The 17,871-nt window shown below is 65.4% G+C and carries 14 protein-coding genes; 11 read left to right on the top strand and 3 right to left on the bottom strand.

Annotation, left to right across the window (positions count from 1 at the left end; all coding sequences use genetic code 11):
* Nucleotides 1-579 precede the first annotated feature (579 nt).
* Nucleotides 580-1,719 carry a glycerate kinase gene (locus tag ACMGGG_RS09200; protein ID WP_414155324.1) on the bottom strand — a complete coding sequence of 380 codons (1,140 nt, stop codon included), beginning with the start codon at nucleotides 1,717-1,719 and terminating at the stop codon, nucleotides 580-582.
* 120 nt (nucleotides 1,720-1,839) lie between these two features.
* Entirely contained in the window at nucleotides 1,840-2,937 is a 1,098-nt protein-coding gene (locus ACMGGG_RS09195; RefSeq protein ID WP_054893964.1) for a sugar diacid recognition domain-containing protein, read from the bottom strand.
* 161 nt (nucleotides 2,938-3,098) lie between these two features.
* Between ACMGGG_RS09195 and ACMGGG_RS09190 the strand changes: the two genes are divergently transcribed.
* Entirely contained in the window at nucleotides 3,099-4,427 is a 1,329-nt protein-coding gene (locus tag ACMGGG_RS09190) for an MFS transporter (protein ID WP_414155864.1), read from the top strand.
* Nucleotides 4,428-4,476: 49 nt separating this feature from the next.
* Here ACMGGG_RS09190 and ACMGGG_RS09185 read toward each other — a convergent pair whose 3' ends face one another.
* Complete coding sequence (locus tag ACMGGG_RS09185; RefSeq protein WP_414155323.1) at nucleotides 4,477-6,177, bottom strand: sulfatase-like hydrolase/transferase; 1,701 nt, start codon at nucleotides 6,175-6,177, stop codon at nucleotides 4,477-4,479.
* 385 nt (nucleotides 6,178-6,562) lie between these two features.
* Here ACMGGG_RS09185 and ACMGGG_RS09180 point away from each other — a divergent pair, with 385 nt between their 5' ends.
* The 10 genes from ACMGGG_RS09180 to ACMGGG_RS09135 are packed head-to-tail and all read left to right on the top strand — an operon-like array spanning nucleotide 6,563 to nucleotide 17,863.
* On the top strand, nucleotides 6,563-7,927 hold the full coding sequence (locus tag ACMGGG_RS09180) for a UDP-glucose dehydrogenase family protein (protein WP_063544520.1): 1,365 nt from the start codon (nucleotides 6,563-6,565) through the stop codon (nucleotides 7,925-7,927).
* Nucleotides 7,924-8,988, top strand: a complete 1,065-nt coding sequence (locus ACMGGG_RS09175; protein ID WP_414155322.1) for an NAD-dependent epimerase — start codon at nucleotides 7,924-7,926, stop codon at nucleotides 8,986-8,988. Before ACMGGG_RS09180 ends, ACMGGG_RS09175 begins: the two co-directional genes overlap by 4 nt.
* Nucleotides 8,985-9,731 (top strand): sugar transferase, encoded by a 747-nt coding sequence (locus ACMGGG_RS09170; RefSeq protein ID WP_054893959.1) that lies wholly within the window; start codon nucleotides 8,985-8,987, stop codon nucleotides 9,729-9,731. Before ACMGGG_RS09175 ends, ACMGGG_RS09170 begins: the two co-directional genes overlap by 4 nt.
* Nucleotide 9,732: 1 nt before the next feature.
* On the top strand, nucleotides 9,733-10,380 hold the full coding sequence (locus ACMGGG_RS09165) for a CpsD/CapB family tyrosine-protein kinase (protein ID WP_054893958.1): 648 nt from the start codon (nucleotides 9,733-9,735) through the stop codon (nucleotides 10,378-10,380).
* 22 nt (nucleotides 10,381-10,402) lie between these two features.
* Entirely contained in the window at nucleotides 10,403-11,422 is a 1,020-nt protein-coding gene (locus ACMGGG_RS09160; protein ID WP_054893969.1) for a polysaccharide biosynthesis/export family protein, read from the top strand.
* Nucleotides 11,423-11,436: 14 nt separating this feature from the next.
* Nucleotides 11,437-13,011 (top strand): GumC family protein, encoded by a 1,575-nt coding sequence (locus ACMGGG_RS09155; protein ID WP_054893957.1) that lies wholly within the window; start codon nucleotides 11,437-11,439, stop codon nucleotides 13,009-13,011.
* An 8-nt stretch (nucleotides 13,012-13,019) separates the two neighbouring features.
* The gene (locus tag ACMGGG_RS09150) at nucleotides 13,020-14,405 is read left to right on the top strand and encodes a glycosyltransferase (RefSeq protein WP_414155321.1); all 1,386 of its coding nucleotides are present in this window, start codon (nucleotides 13,020-13,022) and stop codon (nucleotides 14,403-14,405) included.
* Nucleotides 14,402-15,772 (top strand): O-antigen ligase family protein, encoded by a 1,371-nt coding sequence (locus ACMGGG_RS09145; RefSeq protein WP_414155865.1) that lies wholly within the window; start codon nucleotides 14,402-14,404, stop codon nucleotides 15,770-15,772. The genes ACMGGG_RS09150 and ACMGGG_RS09145 overlap by 4 nt, the downstream gene beginning before the upstream one ends.
* Complete coding sequence (locus ACMGGG_RS09140; RefSeq protein WP_414155320.1) at nucleotides 15,769-16,734, top strand: glycosyltransferase; 966 nt, start codon at nucleotides 15,769-15,771, stop codon at nucleotides 16,732-16,734. Before ACMGGG_RS09145 ends, ACMGGG_RS09140 begins: the two co-directional genes overlap by 4 nt.
* Nucleotides 16,727-17,863 (top strand): glycosyltransferase, encoded by a 1,137-nt coding sequence (locus ACMGGG_RS09135; protein ID WP_414155319.1) that lies wholly within the window; start codon nucleotides 16,727-16,729, stop codon nucleotides 17,861-17,863. The genes ACMGGG_RS09140 and ACMGGG_RS09135 overlap by 8 nt, the downstream gene beginning before the upstream one ends.
* Nucleotides 17,864-17,871: the final 8 nt, after the last annotated feature.

The following is a 17,871-nucleotide window of genomic DNA, read 5'->3' as shown; positions in this document are numbered from 1 at the left end:
CATGGGACACCTTGCAAACAGTTGTGTGGTAGAGCACGCACGCATCCTGCAAGCCAGCTTCCCTGGTGGCCGTCAGGCCCCGACTTCCGGGGGCCCGTCACTTTCAAAGGAGAATGTGATGCAGCATCTCAGGAAAGACCGAGCGCCGCTATCAAAGTGCTATTAGCCGTTACAAAATAACGTTTCGATCCGATGAACGGTCGTGCGTTAGTGGAGGGCTAGAGGAGGTTGGCTGGAAGGGGGTTAGGGCTGGCAGGTGCTCGCCGGGAGATTTTTAGTGCCCATGAGATCGAGCGCCGCCCGCGCGGCGCTTCGCGGGCAAGCCCGCTCCTACATTTGTTTCCGGCCAGTTATGCCTGTGCCACAGGCGCGCGACCGCCTGGTGTGTACGACTCGGTAACGCGCCGTGCGCCAAAGGGGTCGCGCGAAAATGCCACAGGATTTATTGGCCCGAAACAAACTGTAGGAGCGGGCTTGCCCGCGAAGCGCCGCGCGGGCGGCGCTCGATCTCATGAGCACTAAAAATCTCTCGGCGAGCACCTGCCAGCCCCCACACATAACCCTCGAAAGAGATGACTCCTACACCCCGCGCGCCAACCGCCACAACCGTGCGATATCCCCCGCCCGCCCCTCGAGCAGCGCCCCGGCCTCGGCACAAGCGCGCTCGAGTGTCATCGGCCCGCTGGTCACGGCGAACGCGGCATCGATGCCATGGGCATACAACGCCTCGTAGCCCTCCCCCAAGGTCCCGGCAATCACCACCACCGGCACACCGTGACGCTTGGCCACGCGGGCCACGCCCATCGGGGTCTTGCCGCGCAGGGTCTGGGCATCGAAACGGCCTTCGCCGGTGATCACCAGGTCCGCGCCCTGCACCAGCCCGTCCAACCCGGCGAGCTCCGCCACCACTTCGACCCCAGGACGAAAACGCGCGCCCATGAAGGCCTTGGCCGCAAAGCCCATGCCGCCCGCCGCACCGCAACCGGGAGATTCACGCAGGTCTTCACCCAGCAACTGCGCGCAATGATCAGCGAAATGCCCCAGTGCCTGGTCCAGCTGCAATACCTGCTCGGGCGTTGCGCCCTTCTGCGGGCCGAAGATCGCCGAGGCACCATTGACCCCGCACAAAGGGTTGTCGACATCCGCCGCCACCTCGAACTGCACCTCGGCCAGGCGCGGATCGAGGTCGCTGGCGTCGATGCGTGCCAGTTGCGCCAGGGCCAGGCCGCCCTCGGCCAGTGCCTGGCCTTCGCGGTCCAGCAAGCGCAGACCCAAGGCCCGCAGCATGCCGCTGCCAGCGTCGTTGGTGGCGCTGCCGCCGATGGCCAGCACGATGCGCTGCGCACCTGCCGCCAGGGCTGCGGCAATCAGCTCGCCGGTGCCCCAGGTACTGCTGCGACAGGCATCGCGCTGCGCGCTGGGCAGCAACTGGATGCCACTGGCCTGGGCCATCTCGATCACCGCGGTGCGGCTCTGCGCCAACCAGCCCCAGCTAGCCTCCACTGGCGCCCCCAGCGGCCCGCGCACCACCTGGCGGCGCTGCTCGCCCTCGGTGGCCGCGACGATCGCCTCCATGGTGCCCTCACCGCCATCGGCCATCGGGCACTCGATTCGCTCCGCCTCGGGCCAGACCTTGGCCAGCCCGGCACTGATCGCCCGGGCGACACCGGCGGCATCGAGGCTGTCCTTGAACGAATCGGGGGCGATGACGACTTTCATGGGGAATCTCCTGGTCCTGTTAGCCCGCATGCTGACAGCTGCGCGCCAGAGCGGCCTCGGTCGGATGCACAAAACACCTGGCCGGTTGTTTGGGCAAATGCCACTGCCCGGATCCGGGACTCACTCGGCGGGTAGCAGTTGCAAGCCCAGGTACAGGCTCAGCATCCCTTCCAGACGCAGCGGATCCACCTCGCCCAGTTCAGCGATTCGCTCCAGTCGATAACGCAGGCTGTTGCGATGGATCCCCAAGGCATCGGCGCATGCCTGGCTCTGTCCGTCATGGGCGCACCAGGCACGCAAGGTGGCGAGCAATTGGCCGCTGGCATCCTTGGCGCGGATGCGTTGCAGCGGTTCGAGCAACTCGTCCAGGGCATCATCGTTGCGGTGGCGCCAGAGCAACGCCGGCAAGCGATAGCGCGACAAACTCAACACGCGCTCGCCGGGCACTACCTCGCGGCCATACGCCAACAGGTCGCGGACCCGACGGTAACCTCGTCGCAGTTGTTCCAGGCTCTGCGCCACACTGCCCAGGGCCAGGCGCTGGACCTGCCAGCCATGGCGCTGCAAGCGTTCGATCAGGCGCACCTCATCCAGTGCCACGCTTGCCGGACGGCACCAGAGCAACGATTGACGCGCCGGGCTTACACACCAGCTGTCCGGGTAACGGCTGGTCAGCCAGGCCGACAGCGCTTCGCCCGGTGGCCCAGCCTCCAGTTCGAACAGGCAAGGCACCCTTGGCAGTTGCGGCTTGAGCCCCAGTTGCCGGGCTTCGTCCACCAGCCGAGGGGACTCGCCACTGCCACCGAGCAGCAGCGCCAGCAGATCGTCGCAGCGCTGCCGGCGCCACTGTTGCTCGATCTGCAGGTGACGCTGTGCCAGGAGCATCTCGGCGGTCATGCGCACCAGCTCGCCGTAGGTGCGCAGTTGCTGCGGATCGCCGGTCAGGCCGAGCACGCCGATCAATCGGTCGTCGAGCATCAACGGCAGGTTCACCCCTGGCTGCACGCCCTTGAGACATTTGGCCGCCTCGCTGTCGAGTTCGACGATGCGCCCATTGGCCAGGACCAGTTGCGCCCCCTCATGGCGGGTATTGATGCGCTCTGGCTCGCCGCTGCCCAGGATCAGGCCCTGGCTGTCCATGACGTTGACGTTGCACGGCAGGATCGCCATCGCCCGGTCGACGATATCCTGGGCCAGGTCGTGGTCAAGCTCGAACATGTGGGTTCCTTGCAGTGGCAGACTTTGTTCCGCAGCACAGCCGTGCGTGCCCTACGCTGTGCAAAAGCACAAAGACAGCGGCGCCCTGCTCGCCGAGACTCGTTTCAGGCGAGCGCCGGAACAGGCGCCGCGTGACAACCATAACAACAGAGAATTTCATCATGGCACACAGCCCTGCCCCTGACCAAGGCCAAGACCCCAGCCGCAATGCGCTGTACCGGCGCATCACCCTGCGGTTGATCCCGTTCATTTTCATCTGCTACCTGTTCAACTACCTGGACCGCGTCAACGTCGGCTTCGCCAAGTTGCAGATGCTCGACGCGCTGAAGTTCAGCGAGACCATCTACGGCCTGGGCGCCGGGATCTTCTTCATCGGCTACGTGCTCTGCGGCCTGCCCAGCAACCTGGCGCTCAACCGCTTTGGCCCACGGCGCTGGATCGCGGTGATGATGATCGCCTGGGGCACGCTCTCGACCTGCCTGCTGTTCGTCACCACGCCGATGGAGTTCTACGTGCTGCGCCTGTTCACCGGCGCCGCCGAAGCCGGCTTCTTCCCCGGCGTGGTCCTGTATCTCTCGCGCTGGTTCCCGGCTGACCGCCGCGGCCGCATCATGGCCCTGTTCATGTCGGCGATCCCGGTCTCGGGTCTGCTCGGCGGGCCGTTCTCCGGCTGGATTCTCGACCACTTCGCCGCCAGCCAGCACGGTCTGGCGGGCTGGCAGTGGATGTTCCTGATCCAGGGCTTGCCGACCGTGGTGCTGGGCATCCTCGCGGTGTTCCTGCTCAGCGATGGCTACCAGAAGGCCGCCTGGTTGTCGGACAGCGAGCGCCAACTGATCGCCAGGGACCTCGCCGCCGATGCCGCGAGCAAGCCGAGCACCACCGGCGACAGCGTGTGGGCCGTGCTGACCAACCCGCTGATCTGGACCTTCGGCTTCGTCTATTTCTGCATCCAGAGCGGCGTCTATGCGATCAACTTCTGGCTGCCATCGATCATCAAGAACCTGGGCTTCGACAGCCCGCTGCTGATCGGCTGGCTGAGTGCGATCCCCTACCTGCTGGCCGGTGTGTTCATGATCATCGTCGGTCGCTCGGCGGACCTGCGCAACGAACGCCGCTGGCACTTGGTAGTGCCGATGCTGATGGGCGCCATCGGCCTGCTGATCGCGGTCAACTTCGCCAGCAACCCAACCGTGGCCATCCTGGGCCTGTCCATCGCCACCATGGGCGCCCTGACCGGCCTGCCGATGTTCTGGCCGATGCCGACCGCGCTGCTCAGCGCCAGTGCGGCCGTCGCGGGCCTGGCGATCATCAACTCGGTGGGCCAGATGGCTGGCTTCCTGAGCCCGTACCTGGTTGGTTTCATCAAGGACCAGACCGGCTCGACCGACGCTGCGCTGTACTCGTTGGCCGGAGTGATCGTGCTGGGCAGCCTGGTGGCCCTGCGCGTGTCGCGCGCCGGGGCACTGAACGCCGCACGGGCCAACTGACGCCTGGAGGCGCGGGCTTGCCCCGCGCCTGCCGCAACGGCATGTGCGCTCAGGGCGCCGCAGTCACCGCAACACCCTTGGCCTGTTCAGGGGTCACCACCTGGCTGAGGTCGATGTGACGAAAGTCCGGCTTGGCGCCCAGCCGTGCGTTGAAGCGCACGTTGAAGGTGAACGGGTCGTCGGTCGGCACATCCAGCGCCTGGCCGTAGATACGGGTGACGGCTGCGGCGTCATAGCCCAGCAGCTTGAGCAGCGTCGGATAGATGTTGTAGTGGCTGGAGGCGTTGCGGTTCTGTGGCAGGTGAGCCTGCCAGTCCAGGGCCTTCACGCCCGCGCCCTGGATCACCACCAGCGGTACCAGCCCCTCCTCCATCACCGGGTCGCTGTCGCAGTGGGTGTTCAGGCCCGGATTGCCGCGCTCATGCAGGTCCTGGCCATGGTCGGAGGTGTAGATCAGCACCGCCTGGCTCAGGTCGGCCTCGGCGAACAGGCGGCGAAAGAACTCGCCCACGTTCCAGCCCAGCGTATTGCGGTACGCGTTGCGATACAGCACCCAGTCTTCGGGGCGGCCATCGAAGCCGTCGCGGGTGGCGGTGTCGGCCACATCGGCGAAATGCCCACGCGGCAATGCCGGCTGGTAGGTCAGGAAGGCGTCGGGGTACTTGTCATGAACCGGGAAATGCGCGCCAACCTTGTTGATCACGATCAGTTGCGCCTGGTCATCCTTGAGCAGGCTGACCAGTTGCTCCAGCGCCGCCATGTCGCGCTGCACCACGGGGGTGTCGTCGAACTGGACGAAGCGGTCGATGTCGCGCTTCTCGGTTTCGTCCATCAGGTTCTGCAGATTGCCGCCGGTGCGCTGGGCATCGATGTACACCGTGCCCAGCCCTGCTCGCTTGGCGTATTGCCAGATCGACGGCTGGGTCGAATTGATGCGCAGGTAATCGCTGCGGGTGCCGCCGTAACGCAAGGTGACGTTGGTGTCGGCGCTGCAGTTGGCCACCGAGGCCGCGTAGCCGTAGTTGACGATACTCACCCCTGGGTGCGGCTGCAGCAGGTGAGTCGCCACGCCGGCAGGGGTGTTGAGGTCCAGGTAGTTGCCCGAAATGCTCTCGTCGATGATCAGCACGATATCGCGCGCCATCGGCTTGCCGGACTGCGCCAGGCTCACCGGCTCGCGTGGGCCGACACGGTCATGCAGCGCCTCGTAGCCGAACAGGCTCACATAAGCCAAGGGTGTGTACATCACCGGAAGGCCGCGGGCCCCCTCGCCAGCGCGGATGAACAGCACACCGACCAGCAACGCCAGCGCCAGAAATGGCGCGACAATTGGCACCAGGCGCGGCAGGCGCAGCACAGCGCCCGGCCGCAAGCCCACACCCAACAGCACCAGCAGCGCGTTGAACGCCGCCAAGGTGATCGCATAGTGGTACTGCTGTAGCGCTTCCTGGATGAAGCCACCGGCATACACCATGGACACGAACGCACTGTAGGTGAGGTAGGAATCGGTGATTCGCATATAAGCATCGAAGAACAGCGCACTCACCGCAAAAGCCAACGCCAGCACCCAGCGCAGCCAACCTGGGCGAATCCACGCCGCCAGCAGCAACCCCACCACCAGCACCCCCGCCACGCCCAGGTAAAGCAGCAAAGGCAGGCCAACACCCAACGCTTCTATCCGCTCCCGGTAATAGCCATGAAAGCTCGCCAGGTAGAGGAACAACAGGGCCAGCTTGATCCATCCGCGCATGATTCGACCACTCCGGTCATGGGTTTTCATTCAAACCGTAGCAGTCTTGAAACAAATCACAAGCCGGAAAAGTCAATTTTCCGACGGTATCTCAACGCCATATTCTGGCGCAAAAAACGTATCGCGGTTGAGACGCTCTATCGTCACGACCCCGCATTATTCGTGGCCTGCAACCGTTCATCGGTTCATCGAACGGCCAAATGCCAGTAGCTTTCAACGCTAAACCCCGGATTGGCAAAGGGTTGGTGGCCAATGGCCGTTTTGTTTAGCGTCTGTAAATGCGACGAAACATGCCATTGGTTTGACGCATTTCCCGCGAGCTGAGCTATACAGAAATCACACCACTGTTTCATACCCCTTACTCATCCATACGAGGCACGCCGACATGGACGTGAGCGTTTTTGGCACTGGCTACGTAGGACTGGTACAAGCGGCGGCACTTGCCGACGTCGGCCACCGGGTCCTGTGCGTGGACGTGGATGCCCACAAGATCAACCAACTGCGTCAGGGCGTCCCACCGATCAGCGAGCCGGGCCTGTCGGGCCTGCTGGAAGACAACATCAAGGAAGGTCGCCTGCTGTTCAGCACCCAGGCCAGCGATGCGGTCAGCCATGCCGAGCTGATCTTCATCGCCGTCGGCACCCCACCTGACGAGGACGGCTCGGCCGACCTGAGCCATGTGCTCAACGTCACCCGGCAGATTGCCGAGCTGATGGAGGCCGACCGCACCCTGATCGTCAAATCCACGGTACCGGTCGGCACCGCCGACCAGGTCGTGACCCTGGCCCGCGATGAACTGCAGCGCCTGGGCAAGGGCCATTTGCAGGTGCGTGTGGTGTCCAACCCCGAATTTCTCAAGGAAGGTAGCGCCCTGGCCGACTGCATGCGCCCCGACCGGATCATCGTCGGCACCCATGACGAGGTCGCCCATGACCAGCTTGCCGAGCTTTACGCGCCCTTCTGCCGCAACCACGAAAAGCTGATGTTCATGGACAACCGCAGTGCCGAGCTGACCAAGTACGCCGCCAACGCCATGCTCGCCACGCGCATCAGTTTCATGAACGAACTGGCCAACCTCAGCGAACACCTGGGGGCCGACATCGAAGCGGTGCGCCGCGGCATCGGGTCGGACCCACGCATCGGCTACCACTTCATCTACCCCGGCTGCGGTTTCGGTGGTTCGTGCTTCCCCAAGGACATCAAGGCGCTGCTGCACACCGCCGAGCACAGCGGCATGCCCCTGCGCCTGTTACAGAGCGTCAACGAAGTCAACGACCAGCAGCGGCGCATCCTGTTCGCCAAGCTCAAGCAGCGCCTGGGCGGACTGCGCGGCAAGTCCATCGCCCTGTGGGGCCTGGCCTTCAAGCCCAATACCGACGACATGCGCGAAGCACCGAGCCGCTACCTGATGGAAGCGCTGTGGGACGAAGGCGCCACGGTGCGAGCCTATGATCCCGAAGCGATGGACGAATGCCGACGCCTGTACGGCTACCGAGACGACCTGCAACTGTGCGCCACCCGCGACGACACCTTGCAGGACGCCGACGCGCTGGTGATCTGCACCGAATGGAAGAACTTTCGCGTGGTGGATTTCTCGCTGCTGGCCAGCAAGCTGCGCGCACGGGTGATCATCGACGGCCGCAACCTGTACAACCCCGAGCAGGTCGCCGCCCACGGCCTGCACTACAGCGGCATCGGCCTGCGCCAGGTCGCGCCCGACCAGAGCGCACCGCAGGTCGGCGCGCCATGAAAGTGCTGGTCACCGGCGCGGCCGGTTTCATTGGTGCCCACACCTGCCTGCGCCTGCTGCGCGACGGTCATGAGGTGCTGGGCCTGGACAACTTCAACGACTATTACGATCCGTCGCTCAAGCATGCTCGCGTGCACTGGGTGCGTCAGAACGTCGGTGACTTCCCCCTGAACTGCTTGGACCTTGCCGACCGCGACGCCATGGCCCGGCTGTTCGCCGAGGAGCGCCCCGAGGTGGTGGTGCACCTGGCTGCGCAAGCCGGTGTGCGCTACTCGCTGCAGAATCCCCAGGCTTACCTGGACAGCAACCTGGCGGGCTTCCTGAACATTCTCGAAGGCTGCCGGCGCCACCCGGTGCAGCACCTGCTGTACGCCTCGTCCAGCTCGGTATATGGCGCCAACCAGCGCACGCCATACCGGGTGCAGGATGCAGTCGATCATCCGCTGTCGCTGTACGCCGCCACCAAGAAAGCCAACGAGGCCATGGCGCACAGCTACAGCCATCTGTTCGGCATCCCTTGCAGCGGCCTGCGCTTCTTTACCGTCTATGGGCCCTGGGGCCGCCCGGACATGTCGCCGATGCAGTTCGCCCGCGCCATCAGCGAAGGCCGGCCGATCCAGCTGTTCAACCATGGTCGGCACCAGCGCGACTTCACCTACATCGACGACATCGTCGAAAGCCTGGCGCGGCTGCTGCCCTACCCGCCCCGCGCCGATGCGCAGTGGGATGCCTTCAGCCCCGACGCGGCCAGCAGCGCAGCGCCCTGGCGCCTGTTCAACATCGGCGGCCAACGCCCGGTGGAACTGCTCGACTACCTGGCCCTGCTGGAAAAACACCTGGGGCGCGATGCGGTGATCGAGTTGCTGCCGCTGCAACCGGGCGATGTGCTGGCCACCTGTGCCGATGCCAGCGCCCTGGCCCGGGTCACCGGCTTTACCCCAACGATTTCCCTTGATGAAGGGCTCGGGCGATTCGTCGCCTGGTTCAAGCACTACTACTCGCACGGCGCCACAGATGGCGAACCTGCAGGCGAGCAGCCGAAACAACGGAGGGTGATATGACAGGACAACCGAAAAGCGCCCAGCTGCAGGCGCTGTACCAGGATAAACGCATGGATCCGGCGCACCGCCAGCGCATCGATGCCGCCATCCACATGCAAGGCCGTGGCTGGATGACCGGGCGGGTCGGCGGGCGCCCTTGGACGCTGTCGCGGACCAACCGCGTGCTGTCATGCCTGGCGGCGCTGAACCTGCTGCTGTTGCTGTCGCCGGTATTCCTGGCATTGGCGGTGATGATCAAGAAGTCCAGCCCGGGCCCGGTGTTCTTCGTGCAGAAACGCACCGGCTACCGCGGCCGCCTGTTCGGCATGTTCAAGTTCCGCACCATGGTCGCCAACGCCGAGGCGCTGAAAGACTCGGTACGCCACCTGAACAAGCACGGCGCCGACTCCATCGATTTCAAGATCGACAAGGACCCGCGCATCACCTCGGTGGGCAGTTGGCTGCGGCGCAGCAGCCTGGACGAGCTGCCCAACCTGATCAACGTGGTCACCGGCGACATGCGCCTGGTCGGCCCGCGCCCTACCTCGTTCAACGCCTACCGCTACAAGGATAACCACCTGGCACGGTTGTCGATCTACCCCGGCATGACCGGCCTCTGGCAGATCTCCGGACGCAGCAACATCGATTTCGACCAACGCGTAGAGCTTGACCTCAGCTACATCAACGAACAGAGCCTGCTGCTGGATCTGAAAATCCTGCTCAAGACCCCGTTCAAGGTTTTCACTGGCCACGGAGCAAGTTGAGATGGACGGTTCCACTTCTAGAAGCCTGAGTATCGCCAACCCGAGCGAGACCAACCTGACCGCCACTGTCCTCGACCTCGACCAGCGCACCCTGCTGCTGACCGCGGCCAACACCGGAACCGGCACCAGCACCAGCGCCCTGGCCTTCGCCAGCCAGCTGGCGCTGATGAGCGCGGGTGCGGTGCTGCTGATCGACGGCAGTTCCAGCAGCAATGGCCTGAGCCAGCAACTGGGGCTGAACAAGCTGCGCGGCTACACCGATCTGTTGTTCGACGAGGACACCCCACCCTTGGCGCAGGACTGCGTGGTGCACCTGTCCGACCAACCATTCGACGTGCTCCCGGCGGGCACCTGGAAGCGCGGACGCGACCGCCTCGACCCCGAACGCCTGCGCATCCTGTTGCGCCAGTTCGCCGCCCACTACCGCTTCGTGGTGATCGACGGCGAAGCCATCTATGCCAGCGCCGACAGCCTGGTGATCGGCACCCTGGTCGATGGCGTGATCCTGGTGGTGTGCGCCGAGGAAACCCGCTGGGAAGTGGCCCAGGCTGCCGCCCAACGGCTGACGCAAGCTGGCGCGCGGCTGATCGGCAGCGTGTTCAACAAGCGCAAGTACTACATGCCCAAGTGGCTGTACGACAACCTGTGAGAGGACGCACGCCATGATCGCCATGAGATACCCCTCGATTGCCCTGTGCGTGCTCGCCCTGGCCGGTTGCGCCAGCCAGGAAAGCCGCGAAATGCCGGTACAGATCCTCACCGCACCAGCGGCCGAGAGCCAGGCCACCGAAGTCGCCCGCCGCGAACAGGTGCTGCGGCCACAGGACGTGCTGGAAGTGATCTTCCACGTCAGCAACCGCTCTGCCGGGGTGTACCGCATCCAGTCCGGTGACACCCTGGACCTCAACTTCATGGCCGCCAGCGGCCTCAACGGCCAGCAGCTGGTGCAGCCCGACGGCAGCATCACCCTGCCATCCACCAACGCGTCGGTGCGCGTCGAGGGCCTGACCCCGAGCGAAGCGGAGAGCGCCATTCGCCAGGCCTACAACGACAAGCGCGTGTTCAAGCCCAACCGCGACCAGGTAACGGTGCGCGTGCTCAGCCCCATGACCGACGAGGTCAACCTGAAGAACGCCCTGAGCCACCCCGGCACCGGCATGAGCCGCGACATCACCGTGGGCAACGACGGTCGCGCGACCTTCCCGGAAATCGGCTCGGTGCCGCTGCAGGGCATGACCGTCAACCAGTTGCGTGACTACCTCAACGAGCGTTACGCCAGCCTGCCCGGGCGCATGAGCGTGGATGTACTGCTCAAGTCCACTGCCGCCAACGAGATCTACGTGCTCGGCGAAGTCGGCCAGCCGGGCGCCTTCCAGATCCGTCGTCCGGTGTCGGTGCTCGAGGCCCTGACTCTGGCCCGCGGCCCGACCCTGAAGGCCAAGCTCGGCTCGGTGGTGATCATGCGCCGCGAAGGCAACACCGTGCATGCGGTCAACTACGACGTCGACCAGGCCCTCTCCGGCGGTAGCCAGAAGCTCGCCTATCTGCAGCCCGAAGACATGCTCTATGTACCCAAGACCAAGCTTGCCAGCGCTGCCGAGCTGTCCCGGCAACTGGCTGACGTGGTGCTGTTCCAGGGCTTTGGCTTCAGCTTCAGCTACCGCGTCGACAACAAAGAAAGCAACGACTGACCAGGGGACGGACCATGACCACGCAACCGAAAGAAAACTATGTGCATGAGTTCTTCCGCATCTTCTTCGCCAACCGTCAATTGGTGAAACGGGTGTTCCTGATCTTCGCGGTGATCGCGGTGATTCTGCCGCTGGTGCTCAAGCAGAGCTTCGACATCACCGCCGAAGTCATCGTGCAATCGAAGAAGCTCTCGCAAAGCGATACCAGCTCCTCGCTGGCTCAGCAGGCGGACCAGTTCATCCCGCCGTCACTGGCCGACATGGAGACCGAGAGCAACATCCTGCGCTCGCCCACGCTGATCCGCCAGACCATCAGCCAACTGCGCCAGGAAGGCCAGTACCAGGCCGAACCCGGCTTGCTGCGACGCACCGTGATCGACCCGCTGCGCCATGGCATCGTCGATCCGCTGCATCGCCTGCTGGGCAAGTCGGTGGCCGACGAGCGCGATACCCAACTCGACGAGCTCACCGATCAGGCGGTCAAGGACCTCAAGATCGAGACCCTGCCCGGCTCCAACGTGATCTCGGTCACCTACAGCGCCGATGACGCCCGCCTCGGCACCCTGTTCGTCGCCCGCCTGCTGGACAACTTCCTGAAGAACCGCCAGGACCTGCAGTCCAACGAGCTGCCCGAGACCTTCTACGAGCAGAAGAAACTGCACTACCAGGCGCGCCTGGGCGACCTCGAGGGCCAACGCCTGGCCCTGCTGACGGCGATCGGCTCGTCTGATCCGAAAGAAGAGATCACCTTCCGCCTCAATGCGATCAACACCGAGGAACAGGCACTCAACCTGCAGCGCGACCGCAAGCTGGAGAACCAGCAGTGGCTCGACTACCTGCAGAGCAGCCTGGCCGCGGCAAGCAAGGCGAAGATGGCCGACTATGCCTTCCCCTACACCTTCACCACCACGGTCGACAACGTCGCCTTCGAAGACCGCGAGATCAAGCAACTGGGCGAGCAGCTGACCACCCTGTTGGCCCGCTACAACGGCGATGCCACGGTGTTCCAGCCCGGGGCCGAGCAGATGGTCCTGGCACGCCAGCAGATCGCCCAGCTGCGCGGCCAGTTCCTCAAGATCGTCGAGAACCGTATCCGCGAACGCCAGCAGGACCTGGCCGTGACCCAGCAGGTGATCGACCAGAAGACCCAACGCATCGGTGAATACAAGAACCGCATCACCGAGCTGCGCGAGACCCAGAGCAAGACCCGCCAGCTCGACACCGAGATCGATGCCCTGCACAAGGCCTTCTCCACCTATGCCCAGCGCTATGAGGAAAGCCGCGGCCAGGGCCTGCTCGATGGCAGCCAGTCCAACGCGCGGATCCTCAGCGCACCCTATGAGCCGGCCACCGCGTCGTTCCCAAAACCTGGCCTGATCATCCCGTTCGGCCTGGTCACCGGCCTGCTGCTGGCCATCGCGCTGGTCTACGTCAAGGAGTTCTTCGACCACCGCTTCAAGCACCCTGCACAAATCAGCCATGAGCTGGGCCTGCCGGTGCTGCTGGTGATCAACGACCAGACCCCGGCGCTGCCCAACCCGCACAAGTCGTGGTCGCTGCCTCGCCTGATGCACTGGGTGCGCAATTGAACGCTGCCGTGCCCGCTACCGGCCAGTTGATCCTGCATCTGCTCAGCAGCGGCGGATTCTACGGCGCCGAGCGCATGCTCCTGGACCACTGCCAGGCAACCCCTGGCAGGCACCGGGTGCTGTTCCTCGACGCGCCGCAGGATCTGGTGATGCGCTTTCGCGAAGCCGGCATCGACTGCCAGAGCTGCCATGGCCTGGGCGCACTGCTCAGGCAAGTGGCGGCCATGCGTGGCGAGCGGCCGTTGATCAACACCCACAACTTCAAGGGTATGGTCTTCGGCTGGCTGGCCGCGACCCTGTGGCGCCTGCCACTGGTGACCACCCAGCACGGCTTCACGCCGCGCAGCACCAAGCAGCGCTTCTACACCTGGCTGAGCCTGCAACTGTGCCGCACACCCACGGTGGCGACCGTGGTGTGCGTGGCCGAGAGCATTGCCCGCATCCACCGCCAGGCGGGTGTTCCAGCCAGCAAGTTGCAGGTGATCCCCAACGGTCTGCCGGAGCCTCTGGCATCTGTGCAATCTGCCCCTGTGGGAGCGGGCTTGTCCCATGATGGCAGCACCGCAGTGCAGGGCACCGGCTGCGCCGGTGATCGCGGCACAAGGCCGCTCCCACAGGGTTCGCTGCAGGCCGCAACACCTCCTGTGGGAGCGGGCTCGTCCCACGATGGCAGCACCGCAGTGCAGGGCACCGGCTGCGCCGGTGATCGCGGCACAAGGCCGCTCCCACAGGGTTCGCTGCAGGCCTCGACACCTGTGCATTGCGCAACCCCCACGGCCCCTGTGGGAGCGGGCTCGTCCCGCGATGGCAACACCGCGGTACAGAGCCAGGGATCGCGCCAAGCCCCTTGGCTGGCAGGCTATGTCGGGCGGCTGTCCAGCGAAAAAGGCCCCGACCTGTTCCTCGACACCCTGATCCCGCTGTGCCAACGCCACCCGCACCTACACGCGGTGATGCTCGGCGACGGCCCCGAACGCGCCACGCTGCAGGCGCGCATCGATGCCGCTGGATTGGCCGAGCGCATCACGCTGCCGGGTTTCCAGCGCGACATGCAAGCCTGGATGACCCGACTGGATGCCCTGGTGATCAGCTCGCGCACCGAAGGCACGCCAATGATTCTGCTCGAAGCCATGCAGGACGGCGTACCGGTGGTGGCCTTCGGTGTCGGCGGCATTCCCGATGTGATCGAACACGGCCGCAGCGGGTTGCTTGCCGCACCGCTGGCGGTCGATGAACTCGCTGCCCACCTGCAGGCGCTGCTGGACGATCCGCAACAGGCTGAAGAACTGGTGGCCCGCGCCCGCCAGACCCAGCGCGAACGCTACCACCTGCCGACCCTGGCACAACGCTGGGCCCTGGTGTACCAGGGCACGGCCATGGAGGTTGTCGCATGATCATCCCCCTGTCGCTGGTGGGCCTGGTGGCCCTGCTGTCGCTGGGGCTGCTGGCCAGCCCCTACCCTTACCTGGCCCCTGGCGCCGTGGTCGGCCTGGCCGGTGCCTTGGTGCTGTACCGCAAGCCAGCCTGGGGCCTGCTGGCGATCGCCGCGCTGGTGCCGCTCGAAGGGCTGCTCAAGGACAGCATGGTCTCTGGCGCCAAGCTGATCGGCCTGGGCCTGGTGCTGATCCTCACCCTGCAACTGGCTGTGCGTCAGTTGCCGGCCGAGCGCCTGCGCAGCAACCAGTGGCGGTTGCTGATCCCGTTCATGGCCCTGTACCTGCTGAGCCTGTGGACCAGCGACAGCTTCGAGCTGTCGGTGCTGCACCTGCGTGAACTGCTGGTGGGGCTGGTGGTGTTCGTCATCACCTTGCTGGTGGGGCGCGACCTCAATCTGCCGATGCTGGCGCGGCTGATCACCGTCAGTGTCTGCGTGACCTGCCTGTTCGCCATCTTCTCCACCAAGTACCAGGAACAGGGCCGCGCCTCGGCCATGCTCGACCCCAACGCCTTCGCCCTGCTGATCACCATCGCCATGCCGCTGGGGTTGTGGCTGGCGATCAAGACCCGGCAGGTTCCACTCAAGCTGTTCTGGGCCGGCTGCTGCCTGTTGCTGCTGGTGGGCATGACCAAGACCGAGTCGCGCTCAGGCCTGGTGGTGCTGCTGATCAGCCTGGGCATCGTGCTGTACAACTACCGCGAGCAACTGACACGGATCCGTCCGCGTCACCTGGGCTTCGCCATGCTCGGCCTGGCCATTGTCCTGCCGCTGGGCGCGGCCCTGATGCCGGCCGGCTACGCCGATCGCATCCAGTCGCTGATGCTGCTCAAGTCCGGGGTCAATGCGCACCAGGACGAATCCCTGGGCCGACGTGCCTCGTACCTGGTGGTGGGCAAAGAGATGATCAGCCACAGCCCGATGCTCGGCACCGGCCCCGGCACGTTCCCGCTGCACTATGCCGACACCGGTTTCTCCAAGGCCTTCGCCCCGGTCAACAGCAAGACCACCGACCTCTATCGTCGCGCCCACAACACCTACCTCGAGCTGTTCAGCGAGACCGGAGTGCCGGCGGGGCTGGCCTTCGTCGGCATGATCGCCCTGGCCCTGCGCAACTTCTGGCAGGCCCGCGCGGCCTGGCGTGCCACCGGCGAGCACGACAACGCCGACCTGATGACCCATCTGACCATGAGCATGCTGGCCATCGGTCTGTTCCTGATGTTCCTCAGTGCCCCCAGCCACAAGTACCTGTGGCTGATGCTGGCGCTGTCCAGCGTGCTGCTGCGCCAGGCCACCGCGTCGCGAGACGTGGAGGCGCAGCGATGAACCAGGTAAGCATCGTCATCCCGATGTTCAACGAAGCCCGGCATATCGGCCGCACTCTCGATGCCGCGCGCAAGGCCGCCCACTGCGCGGGTCTCGGCTGTGAGCTGATCGTGGTCGACAACGGCTCCAGCGACGACGGCCCGCTCATTGCCCGCCAGCATGGCGCTCAGGTGCTGAGCCTCCCCGGCGTCGCCATCGGCGCCCTGCGCAACCAGGGCGCGCAGGTCAGCCACGGTGAATGGCTGGCGTTTCTGGATGCCGACATCGAGGTGCCGGACAACTGGCTCGACCTGCTGCTGGGCCTGCAGCGCCGCGGTGAAGGCGACGTCTTCGCCCTCGACTGTGACACCCCGCGCCAGGCGCCGTGGTTCGCCCACGCCTGGCAACGCCGCACCCTGCGCGCCGGGCAGACGGTACAGGACTGCACCTGGCTGCCTACGCCCAACCTGCTGATGCGCCGCACCTGGTTCGACCAGGTTGGCGGCTTCGATGAGCGCCTGCGCACCGGCGAAGACAAGGACTTCACCCTGCGCTTGCACGAAGCCGGCGCCCGTTTGCGCGTGCTGCGCCAGCCGGTGGTCCTGCACTGGGGCTTCGAGGGCAGTTGGGGTGAGTGGCTGGGCAAGGAGATGTGGCGCCAGGGCAGCCACTTGCAACTGCTGCGCAGCCATGGCGTGAGCCTGCGCCTGCTGCGTTTCCCACTGCTGTCCGTGGGCGCCTGGGTACTCGACGTCATGGCGCTGTCGACGCTGCTCGAAGGTTTCCCCCATGTGGCCCTGGTGCTGCTGCTGATCAGCGCCCTGCCTGCCCTGGCGCTGAGCCTGCGCCAGAGCCTCAGGCACCACGACACGTTGCTGACCCTGCAGCTCTGGGGCCTGCACTGGCTGCGCCTGCACCTGGCCGGCGCTGCGTTCATCCTCAGCCTGTTCAACCGCACCGCAAGGAGGCCCGCCCGTGGCTGAGATCATCTTCTGGTTGTGCCTGCTGTTGCCGCTGTACGCCTGGGTCGGCTATCCCGTGCTGCTGACCCTGGCGGCGCCGTTCTTTCCTGTGCGCACACCCGGCCCGCTAGCGCCGCAGCGCGTCAGCGTGGTGATCGCCGCGCACAACGAGGAGCGGCATATCGAAGCCAAGCTCGCCAGCGTGCTCGCCCAGGACTACCAGGCCGCCGAACTGCAGGTGGTGGTGGCCAGCGACGGCTCCAGCGACCGCACCGTGGCGCTGGCCCGCGCCGTGGACGATCCGCGGGTACAGGTGCTGGACCTGCCGCGCCTGGGCAAGACCGGCGCGCTGAACACTGCGGTGAGCGTCTGCCGCGGCGATATCCTGGTGTTCACCGACGCTGACAACCAGTGGTCCGGCAACACCCTCGGCCTGCTGCTGGCGCCCTTCGCCGACGCAGATGTCGGCGGGACTGCCGGGCACATGATCATCCCCGACCCAGGCAAGGGCCTGAGCCTGGGCGACAGCCTGTATCGCCATTACGAAGCCTGGGTGCGCAAGGTCGAGAACCGCACCGGCTGCATGGTCTCGGCCGACGGCGCCCTGCTCGCCCTGCGCCGCCCGCTGTACCAGGCGATTCCCAAACAGGTCAACGACGACTTCTACATCAGCACCTGCGCCCCGGCCGCCGGCCAGCGCATCGTCTACGTGCCCGAGGCGATCGTCCTCGACCAGGGCGTGGACGAGGCCGACAAGCAGTTCCGCCGTCGCCAACGCGTCACCGTCGGTGGCCTGCAGAGCCTGGCCGCGCGCAGCGAACTGCTCAACCCGATGCGTCACGGCCTGTACGCCATCGCCCTGATCAGCCACAAGCTGATCCGCCGCCTGGCGCCGGTACTGTTGCTGCCGCTGCTGTTGGCCAACCTGTGGCTGGTGGGTGAATCGCACTTCTACCACCTGACCCTGACCGCGCAACTGCTCGGCTATGCGGCCGCAATCGCCGGCCTGCTCGATGCTGGCCACCGCCTGCCCAGGCCATTCCGCCTGGCCGCCTTCGTGCTGGTGACGCTGGCGGGCATGAGTGTCGGCCTGTGGCAATTCCTGCGCGGGCACAGCTACAGCCAATGGAATCCCGACCAGAATCGATGAGCGATGGA

The sequence above is a fragment of the Pseudomonas sp. BNK-44-b genome (assembly GCF_047456245.1).
Taxonomy (GTDB): domain Bacteria; phylum Pseudomonadota; class Gammaproteobacteria; order Pseudomonadales; family Pseudomonadaceae; genus Aquipseudomonas; species Aquipseudomonas machongensis.
The sequence above is the reverse complement of the archived record's forward strand: the minus strand, read 5'-3'. Positions and strand labels throughout refer to the sequence as shown.

Coding starts and splice junctions, on each gene's coding strand:
- ACMGGG_RS09200 (WP_414155324.1), bottom strand. CDS start 1,719: ATGAAAGTCGTCATCGCCCCCGATTCGTTCAAGGACAGCCTCGATGCC.
- ACMGGG_RS09190 (WP_414155864.1), top strand. CDS start 3,099: ATGGCACACAGCCCTGCCCCTGACCAAGGCCAAGACCCCAGCCGCAAT.
- ACMGGG_RS09180 (WP_063544520.1), top strand. CDS start 6,563: ATGGACGTGAGCGTTTTTGGCACTGGCTACGTAGGACTGGTACAAGCG.
- ACMGGG_RS09165 (WP_054893958.1), top strand. CDS start 9,733: ATGGACGGTTCCACTTCTAGAAGCCTGAGTATCGCCAACCCGAGCGAG.
- ACMGGG_RS09195 (WP_054893964.1), bottom strand. CDS start 2,937: ATGTTCGAGCTTGACCACGACCTGGCCCAGGATATCGTCGACCGGGCG.
- ACMGGG_RS09140 (WP_414155320.1), top strand. CDS start 15,769: ATGAACCAGGTAAGCATCGTCATCCCGATGTTCAACGAAGCCCGGCAT.
- ACMGGG_RS09160 (WP_054893969.1), top strand. CDS start 10,403: ATGAGATACCCCTCGATTGCCCTGTGCGTGCTCGCCCTGGCCGGTTGC.
- ACMGGG_RS09185 (WP_414155323.1), bottom strand. CDS start 6,177: ATGCGCGGATGGATCAAGCTGGCCCTGTTGTTCCTCTACCTGGCGAGC.
- ACMGGG_RS09175 (WP_414155322.1), top strand. CDS start 7,924: ATGAAAGTGCTGGTCACCGGCGCGGCCGGTTTCATTGGTGCCCACACC.
- ACMGGG_RS09155 (WP_054893957.1), top strand. CDS start 11,437: ATGACCACGCAACCGAAAGAAAACTATGTGCATGAGTTCTTCCGCATC.
- ACMGGG_RS09145 (WP_414155865.1), top strand. CDS start 14,402: ATGATCATCCCCCTGTCGCTGGTGGGCCTGGTGGCCCTGCTGTCGCTG.
- ACMGGG_RS09170 (WP_054893959.1), top strand. CDS start 8,985: ATGACAGGACAACCGAAAAGCGCCCAGCTGCAGGCGCTGTACCAGGAT.